Raw genomic sequence first — 23840 nt, forward strand, 5'->3', positions numbered from 1 at the left:
GGTTATGCGGGCTGTGGAAGGTGCCCACAGCCGTTCGAGGACCTGCTCGAACAGACGTCTCCGAGAGTTCACGTCGGTGTCGGTGGCGGTTCACTTGGGATGGCGGAACCGGACGTGTTTCGGACGGAGCGTGGGAGCGTAGGGGAGAACGGGGGCCCGCGCGTCGCGCGAAGGGCCCGCGGCCCCCGACGAACGTCATGCGAGGGGAAGGACTGTCATGCGGGACGCGTACCACGAGGAGCTGGACTCCATCGGCGACAGCCTGGTCGAGATGGCCCGGCTCGTCGGCTCCGCGATCGGCCGCGCCACCACGGCGATGCTGGACGCGGACCTCAATCTCGCCGAGAGCGTCATCGCCGCGGACGAGAAGGTGGACAACCTCCAGCGCGACCTGGAGACCCGGGCCATAAACCTGCTGGCCCGGCAGCAGCCGGTCGCCACCGACCTGCGGATCGTCGTCACCTCGCTGCGGATGAGCGCCGACCTGGAGCGCTCCGGCGACCTGGCGCAGCACGTCGCCAAGGTGGCCCGGCTGCGCTACCCCCAGTCGGCGGTGCCCCACGACCTCCACGCGACCATCCTGGAGATGGGCCAGCTCGCCCAGCGCCTGATGGCCAAGACGGGCGAGATCCTGATCACCAAGGACGTCGACCTGGCCCTCCAGCTGGAGCAGGACGACGACGCGATCGACCTCCTCCACCGCACCCTCTTCCAGCACCTGATGGACGACCGCTGGAAGCACGGCATCGAGACGGCCGTGGACGTCACCCTGCTGGGCCGCTACTACGAGCGCTTCGCCGACCACGCGGTCTCGGTGGCCCGCCGCGTCGTCTACCTCGTCACCGGCGACTACGCGGACGAGGTGGATCCGGCCACCGCCGCAGCCGCGGCGGCCGAGTCGGCCGCGGCCGACTCGGAGCAGGGTGCCACCACCGCCGAGGGCGCCTGACGCCGGGCGTCCCGGCTCCCCTCGTTCGCGGACGGGGGCGCGCGGCCGCCTCGGGAACACCCCGGCCCGGGTCGGCGTGCCCCCGAGCCCGCGGTCGCGCGGCACGTGCCACCGCGCGCCGTTGACGCGCTCGGCGGCGGAGGACGTCAATGGGTGGCGAGGCGAGCCGGCGGACGGCCGGCGAGACACGGAGGAGGACTCATGGCGGACTTCCCGACTCCCCCCGCGACGACCGGAATCCGAGGCGAGCGTCCCTCCCCGCCCCTGCCCGGGGCGTGCGGCTGCGGCTCGGGGTGCTCGTGCGGGTGCCAGTCCGGTGGTAGCTGCCGGTGCGGCGGCAGCTGCTGAACCGCCGGAGAACGCACGGGACGGCGTGGGGCCCGGCCGGTGTCGGCCGGGCCCCGCGCCGTGCCACCGTCACCGAGCGGCCGCGTCCTCCTTCTCGGCCGTGTCCTGGAGCGCGCCGAGCACGCTCTTCGGGTCGCCGTCGGTCAGCACGGCCTGTCCGATGCGCTCCTTGATCCTCTCGCCGACCGCGTTCCAGGAGACCTTGTGGCTCGGATGGAACTCGGCCGCCCCGAGCCGGTCCAGGAACGGCCGCATCCGCGCGTTCCCCTCGTCGCGCGCCATCCGCTCCGTCGCCGAGACGGTGACGGGCAGCGTGTTGTGACGGACGGCGAACCGGTGGTGGTTCTCCTCCGCGTAGACGTGGTCGAGGAACGCCCCCACCACGTCGCCGTTCCCCTCCTTGCGGAACGCGAGCATCCAGTGGGCCGATCCCATGGTCGTCCGTGACAGGTCCGTCCGCCCCGGCACCGGCGCCGTCCCGTACGCCAGGCCCGCGGCGTCGGCCTGCAGCATCAGCGACAGGTTGCCGTTGAGCATGCCGACCTTCCCCTTCGCGAACAGGTCCGACAGGGCCCGACGACTGGTGAGGGCGGGGCTGGTGGTGGTCAGGCCCCGACCGACCAGCTCCTTCCGGAGCCAGCTCATGGTCTGGACGTTCTCCGGCGCGTCGATGGCGTACATGCCGTTCTCCCCGGTGAAGCCGCCGCCGTTGCCGAGCATCCACGTCATGGCCTCGACATGCGCGTCCTCGGGGCCCATCGCGAGGCCGTAGGGGACGTCGACGCCCACGGCCCTGAGCGCGAGGGCACAGTCCTTCAGCTCCTCCCAGGTGCGCGGCGGTCGCTCCGGGTCCAGGCCGGCCGTGGCGAACAGGTCCCTGTTGTAGAAGAGGAGCTGGAGGTTGGCGACGAACGGCAGCGCGTACTGCACCCGGCGCAGCTCCCCCGCCGAGGCGAGTGCCGGCACGAAGTCGGCCTGCACCGGGATGGACAGCACCTCGTTGGTCACGTGGAGCCGGCCCGCGGCCGCGTGGCCGGCGAACGAGGTGATCTGCGCGATGTCCGGCGGCTCCCCCTTGTCGACCAGTTCCGCCACCTTCCGCTCGGCCACCCTGGCGGAGTGGGTGATCACCTTCACCTCGACGTCCGGGCGCTTCTTCCGGAAGGAGGCGACCACCTCGTCCCAGTACGCCTGGGTGGAGGTGCCCCTCTCGGTGCCTCCGTAGTCGGTCGCGATCATCGTCAGGGTGTGGCCGTCGGAACGGGCCGTCCCGCTGTCCCCGCATCCTGTCGCCGTCCATGCGATGGATCCGGCCATCCCTGTCGTCAGGGCCAGGAACCGTCTTCGTCGCATCGTGCCACCCCTCAGCTGAACCGGTACTGCTCCCACGTCGGCATCCTCGGGAGCGCTGAACCGGGAACCCGGCCGGAGACCGAGGCATAGCGCCCTCGGGGAGCCTTCACAGGCTGGCTGAAAGTTAACGATCACTGGACGCTCCGACCACCCCGATGGGCGGACCGATACACAAACGAGTCCAACGAGCCCAACGTCCGGATGCCGGACGAAAGGCCGGAAGATCGCGTGTACACGCCAATAGGGGCCTGTCGTCCGCGGCGTCCGTCTCCTCCCCCGTCCGCCGCCCGACCCGCGTCCGACGTGTCGGCCGACAGCGGTGTGGCGCGGCGGCCACAGGCCGTCGCGCCACAGGTGCGGTGTTTTTTCCAGCGGTCGAGGGTCGGTTCGCGCCACCGGGGTCCGGCGGGCGGGCCCCTCGTCCGCTCAGCTCACCGTGATGTTGGAGTTCCCGCTGCTCTGGTAGCCCTCGGTCGCCATGATCATGTAGTAGCTGAAGTTGCCCAGCCGCATGCCGTAGCGGGACCACGCGTCGAAGTGGTTGCCGGTGGTGATGGTTCCGCCCGTCCGCTTCGACTGCCGGACGCTCCAGTACTGGTTGAAGGTCCTGGTGCCCTCGACGGAAGGAGCGTTGTACCGCGTCGTCTGGTAGACGTCGTAGGTGCCGCCGTCGCTGGTGACCGTGCCCTTGTACGTCCCCGTGGGCCGGTAGGTGCCCCAACTGTCGACGATGTAGTACTCCACGAGCGGGTTCGACGTCCATCCGTAGAGGCACAGGTATCCGTTGCCGGACGGGTTGAAGCTGCCCGAGTAGCGCACGGTCCGGCGTCCGCCGTTGCTCCAGCCCTTGCCGATGACGAAGTTGCCGGTGTTGCGCCAGGAGGTGCTGTAGTTGCCGCCGGATCCCAAGGTCGCGGAGACCGTCCCGGGGGCGTCGGTCCAGAACGAGTAGAAGTAGCCGCTGTGGGTGCCGGTCTGGTTCGAGGTGATGGTCTGGGCGTGGGCGGTGCCGGGCAGTATCAGCCCGGACGCCGCGCCCAGCGCCAGGGCGCCGGCACCGCCGATGATGCTCCGGCGGCTGATCGGGCGGGCGGGGGCGTTGTCCTCGTGCATGCTTCCTCCTCGTGGGGGTTGGCGGGAAGCCAGGCGCGTGACACGGCCCGGTGGGCCTGTCGGTGGCCAGGGGACGCCGACCGCGCGTCGGCGTCGTGCGACGCGGTGGGACTTGGCCGGTCGCCATGCGATCGACGACCGAAAGCCCAGGTCACAGCGGGTGACCCGGATCGACAGTGGTTGGGGCCTGTCGATGCCGACAGGTTGGCCTGACCCCGTCAAGTTGTCAACGGTTTCCGCAAAAGTTACGGAAGCTTCGCCCTCGGCGGGGGTCCCGTCTTGGGGAGCAAAGCCACTGGTCAGCGAGTCAGCGAGGTGGATCGAACCTGGATCCATCCACGGGTGGCCGACCATCGGAGACAAACTTCCGAGTTCACATCACCGAAACTTCCGGAAGCGTTCCGGACGACACGCCCCAGCCCACACCCCATGGCGGACGACCACGGAACGGCCCCCGCCCGGCGGGGACGGACGGTGGCACACGACGGAAAGCTCCGGAACCCACCCGGAGACGGACACGACGGCCCGAACCGCCGGCGGTCGCGACGGCGACCAAGGGCGCCCATCAGGCCGGAAATGTGGTGGACATGGCAATCGCGTCATTCTAATGTGAGCGGGCGTCTTCACAGGGCACAAAACCAATTGCGCGCGCCTTTTGGGGCGTCGACGAAAAGGGGGAGAAATGAAGAAGTTCAAGGGGCTCCGGAGCTTGGGAATGGGCGCCGCTGTGGCCACTCTGGCCGCTTCGACGCTGTTCGCGGGGGCGGGAACGGCCCAGGCCGCCTCCGTGTGCCCTGGGTCTCGAATCGACCGAATATCCCTCGACACCGGCTGGGTCGACCTCTATTACAGCAACGGGGAAAACTGCGTCGTAACCACTTCTCGGACACCCGGTGTTCGGTTGCACATGAGTGCGTGGCTGGAAGTGCTCGGGGGAACCAAGGTGTCGGACACGGGGTACTACTCCTACTACGCCGGTCCCGTGAGCCTTTACGCCGCTGGGACGTGCGTGCGGTTCGGCGGCCACGTGGGGGTCACCGGCGATAATTCCGACTGGGGTCACTGCGGCTGATCACCGCCGGATCGGGGCCGGCCGGTCGGGAGCGGGTCAGCGAGGCCGCGGCCGCCGGTCTCCGGAGCGGGCTGTGCCGTGCGGAGAAATGCCAGGGCAGCGCCCGACACGGCTCGGGGCGGCTCCAGCGCGCAGCAGCACGGCGACGAGCCCCCTGCCGGCGGAAAAACCGCCGGCAGGGGGCTCGTTCGTGCCGTACGGCTACTTCTTGCCCTGGATCTTGCCGGGGGTCTTGGTGAGCTGGGTTTTTTCAGGTCAGGAGTGGTGGGTTGGTACGCCTGGTGGTCGTCGTTGGTCATCGTTGGCCACTGTCGAGCGGCCTTGGACAGCCCAGGGACGGCCCAGCTTCGCCCAGTGCGGAGCCTGGTTCGGCTGACGGCCGGCACCTTCGTCGCGGGCTGTCTCAGCCCCAGCCGACGAAAGCCCGCCACGGCGGCGCGTCAGTCGACCGACCAGGCGCGCGTATGCCTCGCTGCACCCCCACCGGCCTCAGCCACGCTATCGGTGCCGTCTATCGAAGCAAGCCGCGACGGTCGGCCCGTGAAGGCGACTCGGGGGCGTCCACCCTCAAAACCCTCAGCTTGGGAAGTTGCGATCAATTGCGGCTGGTTCGGTGGCCGAGCTGGGCGAACGGTAGTGATGCCGCCTCGCCGGGCTCGGTGCTTTCACCGTGGCTCCCTGTTGTTCCCCGCTCGTTCCGGTGCGCTTGTGGTACGCCCTTTCGAAGGCGCGTCGGCGGGGTGTCCGTGCCTCGTGCCATGATCCTCGGGTGCTGCAGATCCCAGGATACGAAGGCGGCCCTTTGATCGAGGGGAGCACCTATCTGGACGACCCCTTGTTCTGGCCGGTGCACCTCGGTACCTGCTTGCGTGGCGAAGACGCGCAACGGGCTGCGTTCGGTGCGGACTGGGACGCGGCCATGGAGCTGTACCGTGCACTGTCCGCCAACCATGAGTGGCCGGTGCTCAACGTGCCCCTGCGTTCGGGCCACACCATCTACGTCGTCTACCGCAACTTCGACGGAGACCGAGGGGTGGACTACCTGATACATCACCCGGCTTGGCCCACGGCGGAAACCCTCGCAGTGGACGATGGCCACTTCATGGGGCCCGGCACGGCCTGGCCGGAACTGCTGTCCGCTGCTCGACAGCCGGCGCCAAAGGGAGTTGGCGATACCGACGCTCGCCTCCTGCTGCTCTTTCCAACCCTCGGTGATGCGCGGCTCCCCGACGACGCGGCTGTTCCCCTCACTGCCGCGCTTGCCGCTCTCACCTTGATTGAAGAGCCTGCCGAAGTAGCGGGGATGCTCCTGGAGGACCAGGGCCAGTGGGGGCCTGCCCACTGGAGGTTGGCGGACGCCGTCTGGATCAACGACGGCGGGCACTCCTACCGAAACCCCTGCAACGCCTTCGCTCTGCCGGAGGGGCGCCTGAGGGAGATCAGTAACGCTTTGAACGGCGAGGAGCGAAAGCCGAACCGGGTATCCGGCTGAAGCTCTGAGCTTGGGAACCACCGCGCGATCAAAACTCTTATCACGCCTCTGACCTGTACAGAAGCTCTCACAGCTCTCGCCATGGTGGCGTCTGGGGTGACCGCTGCCGACCGTTCCTCCCCGCCCGTTCTGGCACGCGTCTGGCACGTAGCCTCTGCCTGGAAGCGGCCACCCGTGGAAGGGTCCGGGCATGTGGGGATCATGGCGAACCTGGAAGTGATGTTGGGCTCTCTTGCCCGGGAAGACGGTGTCCACGATCAAGGGGAAGCTTCAGGTGGCCTTCCAGGTGAAGGCCGAGATCCTCACGAAGCCTCACTCATGACCGAGCACGGCCCAGCGACGGCCCAGAGGTGGCGAAAAGCCCCCTACCGGCGGAGAATCCGCGGGCAGGGGGCTTGTTCGTGCGGTCCTACTACTTCTTGCCCTGGTTCTTCACGGCCTCGATGGCGGCCTTGGCCGCCTCCGGGTCGAGGTAGGTGCCGCCCGGGTTGACCGGGTGGAAGTCGGCATCCAGGTCGTAGGAGAGCGGGATGCCGGTCGGGATGTTCAGGCCCGCGATGGCGTCGTCCGAGATGTTGTCGAGGTGCTTGACCAGCGCGCGGAGGCTGTTGCCGTGCGCGGCGACCAGAACGGTGCGGCCGGTGAGCAGGTCCGGGACGATCGAGTCGTACCAGTACGGCATCATCCGGATCACCACGTCCTTGAGGCACTCGGTGCGCGGACGCAGCTCGCTGGGGATCATCGCGTAGCGCGGGTCGTCGCTCTGCGACCACTCGGCGCCGTCCTCCAGCACCGGCGGCGGCACGTCGTAGGAGCGGCGCCACTGCATGAACTGCTCTTCGCCGAACTCGTCGCGGATCTGGGCCTTGTTCTTGCCCTGGAGGGCGCCGTAGTGGCGCTCGTTGAGGCGCCAGGAGCGGCGGACGGGGATCCAGAGGCGGTCGGCGGCCTCCAGCGCGATCTGAGCGGTGCGGATCGCACGCTTCTGGACGGAGGTGTGGACGACGTCGGGGAGCAGGCCGGCGTCCTTCAGCAGCTCACCGCCGCGGGCCGCCTCCTTTTCGCCCTTCTCCGTCAGGTTGACGTCCACCCAGCCGGTGAACAGGTTCTTCGCGTTCCACTCGCTCTCGCCGTGGCGGAGGAGGATCAGCTTGTACGGTGCGTCGGCCATGGCCCCGAGCCTAATCGAACGGTCGGGGGCGAGTGCGGTGCGGCCGGCTGGCGAGACGCCCGCGTCGCGGCGGTGGGGCCCCGGGGGGGCGGCCGGGATGTCGGGGGTCGATTGACGGTGGGCGTCAATCCGGTGGCGTGCGCGACCGTGGATTAAGTAATTTGCGCATCACGGTCGCGGCTATTACACGCTGCGCTGTGGCCCTTTCCTTCGTCCCGTCCGTCCCGTCCGTCCCGGACGCACACCTGTGCACGGAGGCGCGTCATGTCCATCGTCAGAAGCCTGTCGGAAACGGTCTCCGGGCTCCCCCGGACGTTCTGGTGGCTGTGGACCAGCACCCTGGTCAATCGGCTCGGTGCCTTCGTGGCGACCTTCCTGGCGATGTACCTGACCGTCGAGCGCGGTTACTCGGCCACGTACGCCGGTCTCGTCGCCGCACTGCACGGACTGGGCGGAGTGGTCTCCTCCGTCGGCGCCGGAGTGCTCACCGACCGGTTGGGCCGCCGGCCCACGCTGCTGTTGGCGCAGCTCGGCACCTCGGTCTCCGTGGCCGCGCTGGGCTTCGTGGAACATCCGGCGGCCATCGCGGCCCTGGCCTTCGCCGTCGGCGCGGCGAGCAACGCGTCGCGTCCGGCGGTGCAGGCGGTGATCGCGGACGTCGTGCCGCCCGAGGACCGGGTGCGGGCGTTCTCGCTCAACTACTGGGCCATCAACCTGGGTTTCGCCGTCTCGGCCTCGGCCGCCGGGCTGATCGCCGAACACGGTTACCTGCTGCTCTTCCTGGGCGAGGCGGCGATGACGCTGGTGTGCGCGGTGCTGGTCTTCGTCCGGATCCCGGAGTCCCGGCCGGAGCGGCCCGGTTCGTCCGGACGGCAGGACGATCCGGATCGGGTGTCGATGGCGACGGTGCTGCGGGACGGGCCGTTCATGGCCGTGGTGGGCCTGAGCTTCCTGGTCTCCACCCTCTTCATGCAGGCGTACGTGGCCCTGCCCGTGGACATGGCCGGCAAGGGGTTGAGCAGCTCCGACTACGGGCTGGCCATCGCGGTCAACGGTGTGCTGATCGTCGCCCTCCAGCTCCCGGTCACCCGCTTCATCGAACACCGTGACCCGACCCGGCTGTTGGTGTTCTCCTCGTTGCTGACCGGGATCGGTTTCGGGCTGACCGCCTTCGCCGGTTCGGTGGGGGCGTACGCGCTGGTCATCTGCGTCTGGACGCTGGGCGAGATGGTCAACGCCCCCACCCAGACGGGACTGGTGACGCGGCTGGCGCCGGCCCACGGCCGGGGTCGGTACCAGGGGATGTACACGATGTCGTGGTCGGTGGCGGCGCTGGTGGCGCCGTTGGCGGGCGGCACGGTGATCGACCGGTGGGGCTCGGGCACGCTGTGGGCGTTGACGGCGGTGGTCGGCGCGGTGTCGGCGGTGGGGTACCTGGCGCTGACGCGGGCCACGGCCCGGCGGGACGCCCGGGAGGACGAATCCGCCGACGCGGTGGGCGCGAAGCCTCCCGCACCGGTGGAGGGGTGACCGCTTGGCCGGCCCGGGGGCGGGCTCACTCGTCGCGCAGCAGGTGGTCGAAGGCCTCCAGGTTGCGCGTGGACTCGCCGCGGGAGGTGCGCCAGGCGTGCTCCTTGCGGATCGCCGAGGCGAACCCCATCTCCAGCAGCGTGTTGAACGCTCCGTCGGCGTTCTCCAGGACGGACCCGAGCAGCCGGTCCACCTCCTCGGGGGTGACGGCGGCCAGCGGCAGTTTCCCCGTCAGGTAGACGTCGCCGAGCTGGTCGAGGGCGTATCCCACCCCGTACAGCCGGGTGTTGCGCTCCAGCAGCCGGCGGTGGACCTCGGCGTGGTTCTCGTCGGGGCGTCGGATGACGAACGCGTTGACGGACAGGGAGTGCCTGCCGACGATCAGCGAACAGGTGGTGGAGAGTTTGCGGGTGCCCGGCAGGGTGACGACGTAATGGCCGTCGGACGGGCTCTCCCACGTCAGTTCCGCGTCGCGCAGCGCCTGCTCGATCGCCGCCCTCGCGGCGGCGGTCGACGTGGCGCGGCCGGTGGGGGCTTCGGCACCGCTGTTGTCACTGTCACCGATGGGCATGCACCGATCGTAGTTGGCGGCGCCGGCGTTCGGTCGCCGCCTCGGCGCACACCTCCGCGTACAGCTCGGCCGTGGTGGCGGCGGACGCGTCCCAGCCGAAGCCGCCCGCGTGACGGGCGGCGGCCTCGCCCATCCGGGCGGCCAGGTCGGCGTCGTCGACCAGCCGTCGCAGGGCCCGCGCGTACTCGGCCGGGTCGTGCCCGTGGACCAGGAAGCCGCTCACCCCGTCGCGCACCGCCACCGGCAGCCCCCCGACGGCCGCCGCGACGACCGGGGTGCCACACGCCTGCGCCTCGATCGCCACCAGGCCGAAGGACTCGCTGTGGGACGGCATCACCAGCACGCTGGCCGCGCGGTACCAGTCGGCCAGGACGTCCTGCCCGACCGGTGGCCGGAAGCACACGATGTCGGCGATGCCGAGGCGGGCGGCGAGCTTCTGGAGTTCCTCGGGCTTGGCCAGCCCACTGCCGCTGGGCCCGCCGACGACGGGGACGACCAGGCGTTCGCGCAGGCCGGGGTCGTCGTCGAGGAGGTGGCGGACGGCGCGCAGCAGGACGTCGGGGGCCTTCAGGGGCTGTATCCGGCCGGCGAACAGGGGTATGAAGGCGTCCTTCGGCAGCCCGAGGCGGGCGCGGGCGGCGGCGCGGCCGTCGGCGGCGCGGAAGCGCGCGAGGTCGACGCCGGGGTGGACGACGGCCGTGCGGGCGGGGTCGGCGTCGTAGTGGTGGACGAGTTGGCCGGCCTCCTCGGCGGTGTTGGCCACCAGCCGGTCGGCGGCCCGCACGATCTGCGTCTCGCCGATGACGCGGGCGGCGGGTTCGGGGGTGTCGCCCTCGGCGAGCGCGGCGTTCTTGACCTTGGCCATGGTGTGCATGGCGTGTACCAGGGGGACGCCCCACCGTTCGGCGGCCAGCCAGCCGACGTGGCCGGAGAGCCAGTAGTGGGAGTGGACGAGGTCGTAGTGTCCGGGGCGGTTCCCGGCCCAGGCCTGCATCACGCCGTGGGTGAAGGCGCACAGTTGGGCGGGCAGTTCCTCCTTGGCGAGCCCCTCGTAGGGGCCGGCCTCCACGTGCCTCACCAGCACGCCGGGGGCGAGTTCGACGGTGGGCGGGAGGTCTCCGCTGGTGGCCCGGGTGAAGACCTCCACCTCGATGCCGTGGGCGGCGAGCTGTCTGGCCAGCTCGACGATGTAGACGTTCATGCCCCCGGCGTCGCCGGTGCCGGGCTGGTGCAGCGGCGAGGTGTGCACGCTGAGCATGGCCACGCGCCGGGGCCGGCGCGCGAACCGGTGCCGCCGCCGACCGAGCCTGCTGGGATACGGGCTCACCTGCGGTGCCTCCTCCGGGGGGTGGGACGCCAGCGCGGTCCGCGCTTCTCGGGAGTGCAACCACGGAGGGGGCGTTTCCATTTCCGTTTTGCCAAACCGTGACCCCGGCCCGTCGAGTGGGCGGAGCCGTTCGGCCGCGGCGCGGCGGTGTCCTGGCGGCGTCCCGGTGGCGACATATGCCCCCCGAGGTTGACAGGCGTCACCCGGGTCACAACGATGCCTGATACCACGGTGGCCACCGCGCCCCGTGCGTGTTCTTCCGACCACTGAGCCCGACCGGCCTCACCCCGCCCTCCCACGCCCCGCGCGGCCCAGACCACCGCGCCGACGGGCGGGACGGCGTACCGTACGCCGGTCGGCTTCCGAACCGACATCGCGTTGGGAACAACATGCCCATAGTGAATCGCTCCACCGCGCGGCTGCTGGGCGCGGGCGCCGTCGCCCTGCTGCTCTCCGCCGGTGGCGCCACCACCGCCGTCGCCCACTCCGGTGGCGACGGCTGGGGCGGGGGGAAGTCCTCCGACTTCCGGCCGGGGGAGGGCGCGGGCAGCAAGTCCGCTGCCGACAACTGCGAGTTCTCCCTCGACGGGGAGACCTGGCACTCCTCCGTCAAGCTGGACACCGTCCGCCTGAAGCCCGCCGCGGACGGCACGGTCCACCTCTCCGTCCGGACCGCCCGGGAGGCCGGTTCCTGCACCGCCTCCCTCGCCGCGTACCGCACCCACGGCCCCACCTGGGAGACCTCCGGTGCCCAGGTGTTCCACGACTTCGACACCGTCTCCCTGGGGAGGGGGGAGGTCGACACCCTGGACATCGCGGTGCCCGACGAGGGCTGCTACGCACAGCTCGACCTCTACCGCGGCAACACCAGGTTCGACGGCGGCACCGGCGAGGGGCACGGGCCGCTGCCCATCGGCCCGGACCGCCCGGTGATCAAGGACAAGCTGATCGCCGCCTGGAACGGCGGTACGCGCGAGTGCCTCGACGAGACGCCCGCCCCGACCCCGAGCGAGCCCTCGGAGCCCGCCGGGACCCCCTCCGAGACTCCTCCGGAGTCCGGTGAGCCCACTCCGCCCGCTTCGGAGGCTCCCACGGGGACTCCCACGGAGGCCTCCACGGAGTCGGCGCCCCCGAGCGGCCCGGAGGAGACCGCCCCCGGCGGTGAGTCCCCGCAGGCCCCGGAGGCCTCCGAGTCCGCGGTCCCGTCCGCCGGGTCCGAGACCGGGTCCTCGTCCGGAACCGGCGGGTTGGCCGAGACCGGCAGCGGCACCGTCGGTCCCGTCGCCGCCGGCGCCGCCGCGCTGCTGCTGGCCGGTGGTGGCGTGCTCTACAGCCTCCGGCGCCGCCGGGCCGTCGGGAACTGACGCCCGTCCGACCGCCGTACCGCGGCCCCCGCGCCCCGGGCACCACCCGGGGCGCGGGGGCCGCGCCGTGTCCGCGTACCCGTAGGGTGCTGTCCATGGGCAGGCGTGCGGTGGAGCGGCCGGTGGGGGCCGTCACGCGGGGGACGACTCATCCGAACCGGCTGCGGCGCATGGACCGTTGGATCGCCGCCGCGCACGGCTCGGCCCTGCGCCGCACCGCCGACCCCGCCGGCCCCGTCGCCGTGGACCTGGGGTACGGCGCGGCGCCCTGGACCGCCGTCGAACTGCTGGGACGCCTACGGGCCGAGTGTCCGGACGTGAGCGTGGTGGGGATCGAGATCGATCCGGCGCGCGTCGAGGCGGCGCTGCCGTACGCGCGCGAGGGGCTGTCCTTCGCGCGCGGCGGGTTCGAGGTGCCGCTGCCCGACGGACGGCGGCCCATGCTGATCCGTGCGGCGAACGTGCTGCGGCAGTACGACGAGCACGAGGTGGCCCCCGTGTGGGACCGGCTGCGCGCCCGGTTGGCCCCCGGCGGACTACTGGTCGAGGGAACGTGCGACGAGATCGGGCGGCGCCACGCGTGGGTGGCGATCGGCCCGGAGGGGCCGCGCACGGTGACGCTCGCGGCCCGGCTCGGCTCCCTGGGCCTCCCCTCCGACCTGGCCGAGCGGCTGCCCAAGGCGCTCATCCACCGCAACGTCCCCGGGGAGGCGGTGCACGCGTTCCTGCGGGACATGGACCGGGCCTGGGCGGCCGCCTCCCCCTACGCCGCGCTGGGCGCCCGACAGCGGTGGATGCGGACGGTGGCGGAGGTCGCGGCCCACTGGCCGGTCGTCGACGGTCCGCGCCGCTGGCGCCAGGGCGAGGTCACCGTGCGGTGGGACGCCCTGGCGCCGGGTGGGAGCGGGAGGGGGAAGTGAGGACCTCGGCCCCGTCCACCGGCCGGTTCCGCCGGCCGGTGGCTCGGCGACGGTTCAGCCGGTGATCTCCTTCTTCCGGTCGCCTCCGCTGATCTGGATCTTGCGCGGCTTGGCCTGTTCGGCCACCGGGATGCGCAGCGTCAGGACACCGGCCTCGTAGGAGGCGTCGATCCGCTCGGTGTCGAGGGTGTCACCCAGGAAGAGCTGGCGACTGAACCGACCGGTGGGGCGCTCGGCGGCGATCCGCTCGGCGTCCTCGGGGCCGGACCAGGCCCGCTCGGCGGTGACGGTCAGGACGTTGCGCTCGATGTCCAGGTCGACGCTCTCGGGATCCACGCCCGGGAGGTCGAAGTGGACGACGACCTCGTCACCGGAGCGGTAGGCGTCCATCGGCATCCCGACGGGGCGGGCGGCCGTGCCCAGAAGCTGCTCGGTGAGACGGTCGAGTTCACGGAACGGATCGGTGCGCATCAGCATCACGGACCATCTCCCTCCTTGGCACTCCTGCTGGTGATGCCTTCCGATTCCTGTATAACTCCGAGGAGAAAAATTGACAAGAAGCCACTCAAGTAAGTTGACCCAGTCCCCCCGGCGGGCAGGAAAGCGCAGGTGAGAAGGGTTGGAGGCGGTCGGGCACGGGAGGAGAAACCCGGGTGGCGACCGGGGCGTCAGGCCAGGGGCAGGACGGCCGCCAGCGCGTCCACCAACCGACGGTCGTGCTCCCGGGTGAGCCGGCGCCGGGCCCGGCCGGGGGAGAGCCACAGCAGCCGGTCCACCTCGTCGTTGGGCGTGAACGCGCCACCGGTCGCCTCGGCGGCCCAGTAGCGCACCTCCTTGGGCACGCCCTCGACCTCGTACCGCACGGTGGGGAGCACCGCGCCCGGACGGCAGGACATGCCGGTCTCCTCGCGCACCTCCCGCACCGCCGCCGCCAGGGCGCTCTCGCCCTTCCTGAGCTTGCCCTTGGGGTGGGACCAGTCGTCCCACTTCGGTCGGTGCACGAGGGCGATCTCGATGCCCTCCTCCACCGAGGCCGAGCGGCGCCACAGCACACAGCCCGCCGCCCGGACCGTCCGGGAATCCCCCATCGTCAGCCTCTCTCCGCCCCGGTCACCGCCGGGGCCGTCGGACGGGCCGCGCGGTCCGGGACCACCGGGTGCCACAGCCGTCCGAAACTGAACCGCGCGGCCTCCACCTCGTGCCGCTGGTCGGCGTGGAGCACGCCCAGCGCGTAGGCGGTGGCGGGCGCGATGCGGGGAGTGCGGGCGGCGGCAGCGGCGGCGGCGGCCGCCTCGGCCGCGTCGCGGTGCCGGTCCAGGGCCCGGCCCGCCGCCACCAGCGCCGGATCGTCACCGCCGAGGACCTCCGAGGCGTACCGACACAGCCGCACCAGCAGCCGCACCTGGTTCCAGGCGGCGTCCAGCTCGCCGTCGACGACGAGGGTGTGGGCGAACGCCTCGCCGTTGTACGACTGTCGGGCCCGGGTCAGCGGCAGCGCCTCCACCGCCTCGGTCGCCCGCCGGTGGGCCAGCTCGGCCAGCGGCGGCAGCACCAGCTCGGCCGGAGCGTCGACGTCCGTACCGGACAGCGGCGCCTCCGAGGCCAGCACGGCGACCGCGTCGGCGACGGCGTGGAACCGGGAGGAGCCCAGGGCCTGGAGCGCGGCGGAGTGGGCGCGGGTGCGGGCGAGGGTGAGCTGCCTGTCCAGCAGCGCGCCGGCGCGGGCGGCCCCTATCCCCAGCCCGCCGCCCGCCGAGGAGCCGCGCTGGACGGGAGGCGCGGACGCGGCGGGCGAGGAGGACGCCGGTGCCTCCGGCGGCGCGGACGACAGCCGGTGCAACGCCCCCAGCAGCCGCTCCAGCCGCGCCTCGTAGGTGCGCTCCCGCCCCAGCACCCCCGACAGCCAGACCAGCTCGCCGCAGAGCTGGTCCGCCCGGGCCGTGTCGACCAGGGGCCGGTAGACCTGGAGGACCGCGCCGATACGACGGGCCGAGGCCCGCAGCATCCGTACGGCCTCGGCCGCGGTGGCCGCGGACTCGGGACGGCCCGCGCTCTCCTCGTGCAGTCGCAGGCTGCGCAGGAAGTCGGTCGCCTGCCGGTGGAGGTGCTCGGCGAGCACCTGGCCCGCGGTGGCCCCCCGCGGCTCCGGAGGCTCCGGTCGCGGTTCCGTCCGCGGCATCGGTCCCGGCCCCGGTCCCGATCGTGGCCTCGGCCTCGGTTCCGACCGGGGCTCGGAACCCGACCGGAGCGGCGGATCGGAGCTCGGCCCCGATCCCGGCTCCGGGTGGTCGCGCACTCCCCCGTCGGCCGCCCCGGGGGACAGGTCATGTGGTTGGAACACGTCGGCGCCTCCGGGCGTCGATGAGCATTTCCTGGATGTTCCGCAGGGGTCGGCCCTCGGCGTCGTCGGCGTGACGCGTCCAGTCGCCGTCGGGGCCGAGGTGCCAGGAGGCGGTGGTGTCCGCCGTCCCGGTCTCCAGCAGCCGGCTGAGGGCGACCCGGTGGCCGGGGTCGGTGACCCGCACCAGGGCCTCGATCCGTCGGTCGAGGTTGCGGTGCATCATGTCGGCGCTGCCGATCCACACCTCCGGGTCGTCCCCGTTGCAGAAGACGAAGATCCGGGAGTGTTCCAGGAAGCGCCCGAGCACACTGCGGACCCGGATGTTCTCCGACAGCCCCGGCACCCCCGGCCGCACCGCGCAGATCCCGCGCACCCACAGGTCGACGGGGACCCCGGCACGGGAGGCCCGGTAGAGCGCGTCGATGACCGCCTCGTCGACGATCGAGTTGACCTTGAACCGCACGTGCGCGGGCCGTCCGGCCCGGTGGTGGACGATCTCCCGGTTGATCCGCTGGACCAGCCCGTCGCGCAGCGAACTGGGTGCCACCAGCAGCCGGCGGTAGGAGGTGCGCCGCGAGTAGCCCGACAGCCGGTTGAACAGGTCCGAGAGGTCGGCCCCGACCTCCGGATCGGCGGTGAGCAGGCCGAGGTCCTCGTAGAGGCGAGCGGTCTTGGGGTGGTAGTTGCCGGTGCCGACGTGGCTGTAGCGGCGCAGGGTGTCGCCCTCCTGCCGCACCACCAGCGACAGCTTGCAGTGCGTCTTCAGCCCCACCAGGCCGTAGACCACGTGGCAGCCGGCCTCCTCCAGCTTCCGCGCCCACTTGATGTTGGCCTGTTCGTCGAAGCGGGCCTTGATCTCGACGAGCACCAGCACCTGCTTGCCGGCCTCGGCCGCGTCTATCAGCGCGTCCACGATCGGGGAGTCGCCGGAGGTCCGGTACAGCGTCTGCTTGATCGCCAACACGTCCGGATCGGCGGCGGCCTGCTCCAGGAAGCGCTGCACGGAGGTGGAGAACGAGTCGTACGGGTGGTGCAGCAGCACGTCGCGCTCGCGCAGGGCCCCGAAGACGTCGGGCGCGGACGCGGACTCGACCTCGGCCAGGTCGCGGTGGGTGCCGGCGACGAACTTGCGGTACTTCAGCTCCGGCCGGTCCAGCGCGGCGATCGCGAACAGACCGGTGAGGTCCAGCGGACCGGGCAGCGGGTAGACCTCGGCCTCGGAGACCTTCAACTCCCGCACCAGCAGGTCCAGCACGTACGGGTCGATGCTCTCCTCGACCTCCAGCCGCACCGGCGGGCCGAAGCGGCGCCGCATCAGCTCCTTCTCCAGGGCCTGGAGGATGTTCTCGGTGTCGTCCTCCTCGACCTCCAGGTCCTCGTTCCGGGTGACGCGGAACATGTGGTGGGCGAGGACCTCCATCCCGGGGAACAGCTCCTCCAGGTGGGCGGCGATCACGTCCTCGACGGGCACGTAGCGCTGCGGGGAGGCCTCCAGGAAGCGGGAGAGCAGCGGCGGCACCTTCACACGGGCGAAGTGGTGGTGGCCGCTGACCGGGTTGCGCACCACCACGGCGAGGTTCAGGGAGAGACCGGAGATGTAGGGGAAGGGGTGGGCCGGGTCCACCGCCAGCGGGGTCAGCACGGGGTAGATCTGCTGCCGGAACAGGGTGAAGAGACGGCCCTGCTCCTTCTCGGTCAGATCCGGCCAGCGGACGAGGTGGACGCCCTCGCCGGCCAGGGCGGGCAGCACGTCCTGCTGGAAGCACGCGGCGTGCCGGGCCATGAGCTCCCGGGAGCGGGTCCAGATCAGGTCCAGCACCTCGCGGGGCTGGAGACCGGAGGCGGAGCGGGTGGCCACACCGGTGGCGATGCGACGCTTGAGCCCGGCGACGCGCACCATGAAGAACTCGTCCAGGTTGCCGGCGAAGATCGCCAGGAAGTTGGCCCGTTCCAACAGCGGTGTGGAGGGATCCTCCGCCAGTTCCAGGACCCGTTCGTTGAACGCCAGCCAGCTCCGCTCGCGGTCGAGGAAACGTCCCTGCGGCAGCTCGTCGTCGGCGGCCTCGGGGCCCTCGCCCTCCGGATAGGTGTCGACGTCGGAGTCGAGGCCCGGTTCCAGCTCGTGCTCGGGCGCGGCCGTGGCGTGGGGGCGGGAGGCGGCGATGGAACCGACGGGGGGCTGGGCAGGCTGGCTCATTCCTCCATTGTTCCGCGCCGCGAGGATCAACGGCGCCTCGGAAGTCGGCGCAGGTCCCGGCCCTGGGACCGGCGCGTTCGACGCGGCGGGCTGCATTCCGCGATGCTCGCAAGCAAGGTTGAATCAACGGTTAAGTCGACATGGCGGTCAGGCGATCCACACCCCTCGCTCCGGTGCCCGATACCGGAGCCATTCGCTCCGGTGAACCGCCGGGGCCGCGCCCGCCACCACCCCGCGAAGGGGAACGGAATTTCCGATTCGAGTGATTTCCTCCCATAGTCACCCAGAGTCACGAGTTCGCCACCAGATTGACCGAAGCGGCGTCCGGTCATCGACCGGCTGTGCAGCCGCACCCCGTTTCCGTACGACCTGTACGGGGTGACGAGCCGGGGACGGGCGCCGTTGGGCACGGGCACGACGAAGGGGGCTGACACACATGAGCACGGACCACACCACGGACGGCGCGGACGGAACCTCCTGTGAGGAGGACTGGGACGACGAGTACGGTCCGGCGATCCGGGCCACCGGCCGCCAGATCAAGGTGCTGCGCCGCCGGCTCGAACACCTGCTGGAAGTCGGCCGGTCGCGGAACGTCGAGATCCAGGTGATGCCGACGGACCGTGGGGAGCACGCAGGGATGGCCGGCGAACTTCGCGTGCTGAAGATCAAGGACGGTACGACGGTGGGCTACTCGGAAGCCCGGCTCACCAGTCGTCTGGTCTCCGATCCCAAGGAGGTCCAGATCCTTGAAATGCGGTACGGGATGATCCGAGCACAGGCTCTCGCGCCGAGAGAGTCACTGGCCTTCATCGAGAAACTGCTGGGAGAGATGACATGCCGCTCAAGCCCTCGGCCGGAGACGGTTCCGCGCTGGAGTGGATCAAGAGCAGCCACAGCAGCAACGACGGTCCCGACTGCGTCGAGGTCGCCACCGCCTCCGACGCCGTCCACGTCCGCGACTCCAAACACGCCCGGGGCCCCCGGCTCGCCTTCGTGCCGGACGCCTGGAGCCGCTTCCTCGCCCACACCGCCGGCCGCTGACGCGAAGTCCACCGCCGGGCAGGCCGGTTGTCAGTGGCCGCTCCTATGTTCGGGGCCATGACGACCACCACGGCGGTGCACACCTACACCTACCTCCGTCCCTCGGCCGTGCGGCGCGGCGCGGGCGGGCCCGAGGTGACGTTGGAGACCTCGGGTGGGGCGACGCCGGCGGGGGCGAGCGCCCATCCCGGGTTCTTCGCCGGGTTCGTGACCGCGCCGGAGGCCGCGGCGGCGGCGCTGCTGTCCGTGGCCGACGTCGCCTCCTCCCGCTACCACCGACGGTTCTCCCCCGCCTCCCCGGATCCGGTGGTGACGGGCAACGGCGATCGGCTGCGGTTCGAGTCGTTCTCCGGCTGCTGCGGGGTCTACGCCCGTCTCGACGTCCTGGAGGACGGCGTGGACGGCGGGGAGGTGGGCCACGGCACCACCAGCGTGGACGTCAACCACCCCCTGCGCGAGGCCCTCGTCCGGGTGGGGCCGTCCGATCCGCTCCATCTGCGGGTCGGGCCGGCCGAGTCGGAGGTGACGACGTTCGACGGTCCGGTGGTGGAGAGGAAGGTGCCGTTGCCGGATCGCTGGCTGCGCGGATTCGCCGAGACACAGGTGATCTCCGCCGGGTTCGACCTGCGCGCCGAGGTCACCGCCGTGGAGGCGGTCCGCTTCCTGCGCTCCCTGCCGCGGGCCCGTTCGGTTCCGGGTTCCGCCCTCTGGGTCGTCCCCGCCGGACGGGGGCTGCGGTTGACGAGCCGTCCGGTGCCCGGTGCCGTCTGTCTGTCCGGGCCGGACCGGCTCTCGGCGCTGTTGCGGGTGTTGCGCCACGCCAGTGGGCTGCGGCTGTACGGCCCGCCGGTGACGGCCACCGGCACGCCGGTGGCGTCCGCCTGGGAGGTGCTGCTCCCGGGGATGCGGCTCACGCTCACCCTCTCCCCCGACCCGGCCCGCGGCTTTCCCGGCGAGGGCGCGGTGCCGGAGGCGTCGGCCGGTGACGGGGCGGCCGACGACGCCGAGTCGCTCTCGGCGCTGCTGGCCTGGGAGCCGCGCGTGGACGTCGGAGGGCTGGCCCGCCGGGCCGGGCTGACGCCCGAGCGGGTGCGCGCCGCCCTGACCGTGTTGGGCGCCTCCGGCCGGATCGGCTACGACACCGCCGATGCCGCGTACTTCCACCGCGAGCTGCCGTTCGACGCCGGGCGCGCCGAGTGGCGAACCCCCGGCTGCGTGCCGCCCGCGCGTTGGTGAGCGTCGGCGCGGGCGCGGGGCGGGAGCGGCCGGCTGGTCAGGGAGGCCGGCGCGCTACTGGGGGCGTTGGAGCCGGCCGGGGCGCCTGGCGCGGCGGGCGGTCGGGGGTCGGGGTCGGGGTCGGGCCCGCCGGCGGTCAGCCTTCCGTGCGGTACATCAGGTCCACCTCGTGGACGCGGAAGCCCAGCCGTTCGTAGACCGTCACGGCGGCGGTGTTGTCGGCGTCCACGTAGAGCATCGCGGTGGGCAGTCCCCGGTCGCGGGCGAGGTAGCGCAGCCCCACCGTCGTCAGGGCCCGGCCCAGCCCGCCGCCCTGGGCTCCGGGGACGACGCCGACGACGTAGACCTCGCCGAGCTGGTCGGCGCTGTGGACCTTCGTCCAGTGGAAGCCGACGAGTCCCTCGTTCCCCTTCCCGTCGTCGCGCACGGCGAGGAAGAAGCCCTTGGGGTCGAACCACGGCTCGGCCATGCGGTCGTCCAGGTCGCGCCGGGTCATGCCGCCCTGCTCGGGGTGGTGGGCGAAGGCGGCGGCGTTGGCGGCCAGCCAGGCGGCGTCGTCCCGGCCGGGGACGAAGGTCCGCAGCCGCACCCCGTCGGGCAGGGCGGGTTCGGGCAGGTCGAGGCCGGTCAGCGGCATGCGCATCTGCCGCAGTTCGCGGAAGAGGGACAGTCCCAGCGTCCGGGCCAGGTGTCGGGCGGCCGGATGGCCGCCGTGCGCCCACACCCGCAGCCGCCTGCCGGAGCTCTCCAGCAGGGCGCGGCCGAGGGCGTGTCCGTACCCCTTGCCGCGGTGGTCCGGGTGGACGACGAACTCACCGGAGGGCGCCTCGACCGGGTCGGTGTCCTCCAGTTGACCGTATCCGACCAGTTCCCCGCGCTCCCTCACCAGCAGGTGCCGCACGCCCGCGCGGCGACCGCCGCGCAGCTGGAGCCTGCCCTGTTCGGAGACGGCGTGCTGTCCGTCCACCCGGGCCGACTCGTCGATCAGGCGCTGAGCGTCCCGTACGACTTCGGCCGACACCTCGTCCACAACCACCACGTCGCTCATGGGGACAGGTTACGCAGCATCGAAACCCCCCGGTTACCTCCGCAACCATGACGCGCTACGCGCGTTGACCTAGGCTGCCCCCGGTCACTCCGGCCAATCCTCGGTTCCGACAAGGGAACAGAAGGGGACAGAACATGTCCACTCCGCCCATGATGCGGTCTCCCCTCTCGCGCAGACTCACCGCCGCCGCGGCCGGTCTGCTGGCAGTCGGCGCGCTCGGCGCCGCCGCACCCGCCGCCACCGCCCACGGCGCCCTTGAGAAGGCTCCCGGCAAGCACGACGGGCACGGCGGGCACGACGAACACCACGGCCGCACCGTCGATCTCCAGGTGCTGGCCATCAACGACTTCCACGGCAACCTGGAGCCCCCCACGGGCTCCTCCGGACGGGTCACCCACGAGCACCCGGACGGCACCACCGAGCAGATCGACGCGGGCGGCGCCGAGTACCTGGCCACCGCCCTGCGCGAGGCCCGCCAGGGCCACCGCCGCTCGGTGACCGTCGCGCCCGGCGACATCGTCGGCGCCAGCCCGCTGCTGTCGGGCCTCTTCCACGACGAGCCCACCATCGAGGCGATGAACGCCCTGGACATGGACGTCGTGGGCGTCGGCAACCACGAGTTCGACGAGGGCGCGGCCGAGCTGAAGCGCCTCCAGAGGGGCGGCTGCCACCCCGAGGACGGCTGCTACGACGAGGGCCGCACCTTCGAGGGCGCCGACTTCCCGATCCTCGCCGCCAACGTCGTGGACGAGAAGACCGGCAAGCCGCTGCTGGCGCCCTACACCGTCAAACGGATGAAGGGCGTCAACGTCGGTTTCATCGGCGTCACGCTGGAGGGCACGCCGAACATCGTCTCGGCCGAGGGCGTCAAGGGCCTGAAGTTCCTCGACGAGGTCGAGACCATCGACAAGTACACCGAGGAGCTGCGGCGCAAGGGGGTCAACGCCGTCATCGCGCTGGTCCACGAGGGCGGCACCCCGTCCTCCACCGCCTACAACAACGACTGCGGCCCCGGCGGCGCGAACCTCTCCGGTCCGATCGAGGAGATCGCCCGCGACACCGACGCGGGCGTGGACGCGCTGATCACCGGCCACACCCACCAGCCCTACGTCTGCTCCGTCCCGGACCCGAGGGGCAACGACCGCCTGGTCACCTCCGCCGCCTCCTACGGGCGGCTGTTCACCGAGCTGACCATGGAGTACGACCGTCGCACCCGCGACATCGTGCGGGCCTCCGTCGCGGGCACCAACCACGTCGTCCACCGTGACCGGGAGCGGGCCTCCGACCTCACCGAGCTGATCGACTACTGGAAGGCGCTGGCCGAGCCCGTCGCCAACCGGCCCATCGGCTGGATCTCCGAGGACATCACCGCCGACCGCGCCGCCGTCGAGTCCCCGCTGGGCGACCTGGTCGCCGACGCCCAGCTCGCCCACGCCAGGGAGCTGGACCCCGAGGCGGACCTGGCCCTGATGAACCCCGGCGGCATCCGCGCCGACCTGACCTACGCGGCCTCCGGTGGCGAGGGGGACGGCGTGGTGACGTACGGGGAGGGCTTCACCGTCCAACCGTTCTCCAACACCGTCAACCTCACCACCCTCACCGGCGAGCAGGTCCTGACGGTGCTGCGCGAGCAGGTGAGCGGCGCCAACGCGGCGTCCCCGAAGTTCCTCCAGGTCTCCTCCGGCCTCACCTACACGGTGGATCTCACCCGGTCGGGCGCGGACCGGATCGTCGCCGACTCGGTCCGGCTGGACGGTGAGCCGATCGACCCGTCGGCCTCCTACCGCGTGGCGGTGAACTCCTTCCTCGCGGGCGGCGGCGACGGCTTCGGCACGCTCGCGAAGGGCACCGATCCGCTGGTGGGCGGTGACGACCTGGCGGCCCTCCAGGCGTACCTGACCGCCAACTCCTCCGCCGCCGACCCGCTGGACGCCCCGGCGGCGGACCGGATCACGGTCGTCCGGTGAGCGGCACCGTCATCGGGTGACCCTCCCCCCGCGGGCCGCCTCCCGGGCGGCCCGCGGGACTCGCCCCGCGGCGCCGGCGGCACGTCCACCACCGGGTACGACCCGGTCCCCTCCCACCGCGAGGGCCGCTGCCGAACCGGCCCCGGTGCGCCCCTTCCGGTCGCGCCGGTCCGACGCCGCCGTCCGACACGTGCGTTGACAGCACGCCCGACGAACCGGTTGGGTCGGTCGGCAACCGAAAGCCGTGCCGTCGAGGAGGACCGCGTGAAGCGACGTGTCGCGTTCGTACTGGCCGCCGTGTGCGCGGCGGGGCTGCTCCCCACCGCCGCCGCCGCCGAGAGCCCGCTCCGGGGGACGACGCCGGAGCCGTGGGAGCCGTACGTGGAGCACGGGTTCTCGGTGCCCGCCGGGTACGTCTGCTCGTTCCCCCTGGAGGCGACCCCGCTGGAGCAGGACATGGTCAAGCGGGTGCTGAGGCGCCACCCCGACGGCGCCGTCGAACTCGAGGAGTACAAGGGCCCGCTGGTGGTCGAGTACGAGAACACCGACACCGGCGCGACCGTCGTGCGCGACGTCGGCGGGCGCGGCTTCCCCGAGTACCGGAACGACGGGCGGCTCAAGCGGTACACCGCCGTCGGCCCGGTGGCCTTCGGGATGCGCGAGACGGACGACCACCCCAAGGGCTTCTGGATCGTCGACGGCCACCACGTGGTGGAGTTCGCCGAGGACGGCACCCGGAGCTTCTCGGTCGAGAACGGCACCAAGGAGAACGTCTGCGAGGCCCTGGGCGACTGATCGCG

At 71.8% G+C, this 23840-nt stretch carries 19 protein-coding genes and 2 pseudogenes; 11 read left to right on the plus strand and 10 right to left on the minus strand.

What is annotated here, in order from left to right; all coding sequences use genetic code 11:
- Positions 1–217: 217 nt before the first annotated feature.
- Positions 218–949: a phosphate signaling complex protein PhoU gene (gene phoU, locus F0L17_RS11225; protein ID WP_155070966.1), complete on the plus strand. Its 732-nt coding sequence runs from the start codon at positions 218–220 to the stop codon at positions 947–949.
- A 417-nt stretch (positions 950–1366) separates the two neighbouring features.
- On the opposite strand, the gene F0L17_RS11230 is transcribed toward phoU, so the two are convergent.
- Positions 1367–2650: an extracellular solute-binding protein gene (locus F0L17_RS11230; protein ID WP_155070967.1), complete on the minus strand. Its 1284-nt coding sequence runs from the start codon at positions 2648–2650 to the stop codon at positions 1367–1369.
- A 426-nt stretch (positions 2651–3076) separates the two neighbouring features.
- Positions 3077–3763, minus strand: coding sequence for a glycoside hydrolase family 11 protein (locus F0L17_RS11235; protein ID WP_155070968.1), 687 nt, complete (start codon positions 3761–3763; stop codon positions 3077–3079).
- A 682-nt stretch (positions 3764–4445) separates the two neighbouring features.
- On the opposite strand from F0L17_RS11235, the gene F0L17_RS11240 reads away from it, so the two are divergent.
- Both F0L17_RS11240 and F0L17_RS11245 read left to right on the plus strand, forming a co-directional pair.
- On the plus strand, positions 4446–4835 hold the full coding sequence (locus F0L17_RS11240) for a hypothetical protein (RefSeq protein WP_155070969.1): 390 nt from the start codon (positions 4446–4448) through the stop codon (positions 4833–4835).
- Positions 4836–5604: 769 nt separating this feature from the next.
- A complete protein-coding gene (locus F0L17_RS11245) occupies positions 5605–6327 on the plus strand; it encodes a hypothetical protein (protein WP_162466068.1) in 723 nt (240 codons plus the stop codon).
- 412 nt (positions 6328–6739) lie between these two features.
- On the opposite strand, the gene F0L17_RS11250 is transcribed toward F0L17_RS11245, so the two are convergent.
- On the minus strand, positions 6740–7498 hold the full coding sequence (locus F0L17_RS11250; protein ID WP_155070970.1) for a phosphoglyceromutase: 759 nt from the start codon (positions 7496–7498) through the stop codon (positions 6740–6742).
- A gap of 264 nt (positions 7499–7762) precedes the next feature.
- Here F0L17_RS11250 and F0L17_RS11255 point away from each other — a divergent pair, with 264 nt between their 5' ends.
- Positions 7763–9028 (plus strand): MDR family MFS transporter, encoded by a 1266-nt coding sequence (locus tag F0L17_RS11255; protein WP_155070971.1) that lies wholly within the window; start codon positions 7763–7765, stop codon positions 9026–9028.
- A gap of 25 nt (positions 9029–9053) precedes the next feature.
- On the opposite strand, the gene F0L17_RS11260 is transcribed toward F0L17_RS11255, so the two are convergent.
- On the minus strand, positions 9054–9599 hold the full coding sequence (locus F0L17_RS11260) for a type III secretion system chaperone family protein (RefSeq protein ID WP_155070972.1): 546 nt from the start codon (positions 9597–9599) through the stop codon (positions 9054–9056).
- Positions 9586–10926 (minus strand): D-inositol-3-phosphate glycosyltransferase, encoded by a 1341-nt coding sequence (gene mshA, locus F0L17_RS11265; RefSeq protein ID WP_162466069.1) that lies wholly within the window; start codon positions 10924–10926, stop codon positions 9586–9588. The genes F0L17_RS11260 and mshA overlap by 14 nt, the downstream gene beginning before the upstream one ends.
- A 389-nt stretch (positions 10927–11315) precedes the next feature.
- Between mshA and F0L17_RS11270 the strand changes: the two genes are divergently transcribed.
- Both F0L17_RS11270 and F0L17_RS11275 read left to right on the plus strand, forming a co-directional pair.
- On the plus strand, positions 11316–12290 hold the full coding sequence (locus tag F0L17_RS11270) for an LPXTG cell wall anchor domain-containing protein (RefSeq protein ID WP_155070974.1): 975 nt from the start codon (positions 11316–11318) through the stop codon (positions 12288–12290).
- 95 nt (positions 12291–12385) lie between these two features.
- The gene (locus tag F0L17_RS11275) at positions 12386–13210 is read left to right on the plus strand and encodes a class I SAM-dependent methyltransferase (RefSeq protein WP_155070975.1); all 825 of its coding nucleotides are present in this window, start codon (positions 12386–12388) and stop codon (positions 13208–13210) included.
- A gap of 54 nt (positions 13211–13264) precedes the next feature.
- Here F0L17_RS11275 and F0L17_RS11280 read toward each other — a convergent pair whose 3' ends face one another.
- The 4 genes from F0L17_RS11280 to F0L17_RS11295 form a co-directional block, all read right to left on the minus strand.
- Positions 13265–13687: an Hsp20/alpha crystallin family protein gene (locus tag F0L17_RS11280; protein WP_155070976.1), complete on the minus strand. Its 423-nt coding sequence runs from the start codon at positions 13685–13687 to the stop codon at positions 13265–13267.
- A gap of 191 nt (positions 13688–13878) precedes the next feature.
- Positions 13879–14298 carry an NUDIX hydrolase gene (locus F0L17_RS11285; RefSeq protein WP_155070977.1) on the minus strand — a complete coding sequence of 140 codons (420 nt, stop codon included), beginning with the start codon at positions 14296–14298 and terminating at the stop codon, positions 13879–13881.
- Between the two features lie 2 nt (positions 14299–14300).
- Positions 14301–15329, minus strand: coding sequence for a CHAD domain-containing protein (locus F0L17_RS11290; protein WP_420802409.1), 1029 nt, complete (start codon positions 15327–15329; stop codon positions 14301–14303).
- Between the two features lie 205 nt (positions 15330–15534).
- Complete coding sequence (locus F0L17_RS11295; protein WP_238419334.1) at positions 15535–17748, minus strand: RNA degradosome polyphosphate kinase; 2214 nt, start codon at positions 17746–17748, stop codon at positions 15535–15537.
- Between the two features lie 436 nt (positions 17749–18184).
- Here F0L17_RS11295 and F0L17_RS27515 point away from each other — a divergent pair.
- From F0L17_RS27515 to F0L17_RS11305, 3 genes and pseudogenes are all read left to right on the plus strand, one after another.
- Positions 18185–18577, plus strand: a pseudogene (locus F0L17_RS27515) (Scr1 family TA system antitoxin-like transcriptional regulator); the annotation flags it as partial.
- A 5-nt stretch (positions 18578–18582) separates the two neighbouring features.
- On the plus strand, positions 18583–18789 hold the full coding sequence (locus F0L17_RS11300) for a DUF397 domain-containing protein (protein ID WP_155070980.1): 207 nt from the start codon (positions 18583–18585) through the stop codon (positions 18787–18789).
- 57 nt (positions 18790–18846) lie between these two features.
- Positions 18847–20222, plus strand: a pseudogene (locus F0L17_RS11305) (SWIM zinc finger family protein).
- Here F0L17_RS11305 and mshD read toward each other — a convergent pair.
- Entirely contained in the window at positions 20162–21073 is a 912-nt protein-coding gene (mshD, locus tag F0L17_RS11310) for a mycothiol synthase (RefSeq protein WP_155070981.1), read from the minus strand. The pseudogene F0L17_RS11305 and the gene mshD sit on opposite strands and share 61 nt — an antisense overlap.
- A 134-nt stretch (positions 21074–21207) precedes the next feature.
- On the opposite strand from mshD, the gene F0L17_RS11315 reads away from it, so the two are divergent.
- Together F0L17_RS11315 and F0L17_RS11320 are read left to right on the plus strand one after the other, a co-directional pair.
- Positions 21208–23040: a bifunctional metallophosphatase/5'-nucleotidase gene (locus F0L17_RS11315; RefSeq protein ID WP_338018038.1), complete on the plus strand. Its 1833-nt coding sequence runs from the start codon at positions 21208–21210 to the stop codon at positions 23038–23040.
- Between the two features lie 264 nt (positions 23041–23304).
- Positions 23305–23835, plus strand: a complete 531-nt coding sequence (locus F0L17_RS11320) for a hypothetical protein (RefSeq protein ID WP_155070982.1) — start codon at positions 23305–23307, stop codon at positions 23833–23835.
- The last annotated feature ends 5 nt before the right edge of the window (positions 23836–23840 follow it).

This window comes from Streptomyces taklimakanensis, assembly GCF_009709575.1.
GTDB classification, from domain to species: Bacteria; Actinomycetota; Actinomycetes; order Streptomycetales; family Streptomycetaceae; genus Streptomyces; species Streptomyces taklimakanensis.

What these genes read in the sequence shown, in the direction of transcription:
- F0L17_RS11280 (WP_155070976.1), bottom strand. Translation starts at nt 13,687, where the DNA reads ATGCTGATGCGCACCGATCCGTTCCGTGAACTCGACCGTCTCACCGAG.
- F0L17_RS11315 (WP_338018038.1), top strand. Translation starts at nt 21,208, where the DNA reads ATGTCCACTCCGCCCATGATGCGGTCTCCCCTCTCGCGCAGACTCACC.
- mshD (WP_155070981.1), bottom strand. Translation starts at nt 21,073, where the DNA reads ATGAGCGACGTGGTGGTTGTGGACGAGGTGTCGGCCGAAGTCGTACGG.
- F0L17_RS11260 (WP_155070972.1), bottom strand. Translation starts at nt 9,599, where the DNA reads ATGCCCATCGGTGACAGTGACAACAGCGGTGCCGAAGCCCCCACCGGC.
- phoU (WP_155070966.1), top strand. Translation starts at nt 218, where the DNA reads ATGCGGGACGCGTACCACGAGGAGCTGGACTCCATCGGCGACAGCCTG.
- F0L17_RS11235 (WP_155070968.1), bottom strand. Translation starts at nt 3,763, where the DNA reads ATGCACGAGGACAACGCCCCCGCCCGCCCGATCAGCCGCCGGAGCATC.
- F0L17_RS11230 (WP_155070967.1), bottom strand. Translation starts at nt 2,650, where the DNA reads ATGCGACGAAGACGGTTCCTGGCCCTGACGACAGGGATGGCCGGATCC.
- F0L17_RS11285 (WP_155070977.1), bottom strand. Translation starts at nt 14,298, where the DNA reads ATGGGGGATTCCCGGACGGTCCGGGCGGCGGGCTGTGTGCTGTGGCGC.
- F0L17_RS11270 (WP_155070974.1), top strand. Translation starts at nt 11,316, where the DNA reads ATGCCCATAGTGAATCGCTCCACCGCGCGGCTGCTGGGCGCGGGCGCC.
- F0L17_RS11295 (WP_238419334.1), bottom strand. Translation starts at nt 17,748, where the DNA reads ATGAGCCAGCCTGCCCAGCCCCCCGTCGGTTCCATCGCCGCCTCCCGC.
- F0L17_RS11250 (WP_155070970.1), bottom strand. Translation starts at nt 7,498, where the DNA reads ATGGCCGACGCACCGTACAAGCTGATCCTCCTCCGCCACGGCGAGAGC.
- F0L17_RS11300 (WP_155070980.1), top strand. Translation starts at nt 18,583, where the DNA reads ATGCCGCTCAAGCCCTCGGCCGGAGACGGTTCCGCGCTGGAGTGGATC.
- F0L17_RS11240 (WP_155070969.1), top strand. Translation starts at nt 4,446, where the DNA reads ATGAAGAAGTTCAAGGGGCTCCGGAGCTTGGGAATGGGCGCCGCTGTG.
- F0L17_RS11275 (WP_155070975.1), top strand. Translation starts at nt 12,386, where the DNA reads ATGGGCAGGCGTGCGGTGGAGCGGCCGGTGGGGGCCGTCACGCGGGGG.
- F0L17_RS11255 (WP_155070971.1), top strand. Translation starts at nt 7,763, where the DNA reads ATGTCCATCGTCAGAAGCCTGTCGGAAACGGTCTCCGGGCTCCCCCGG.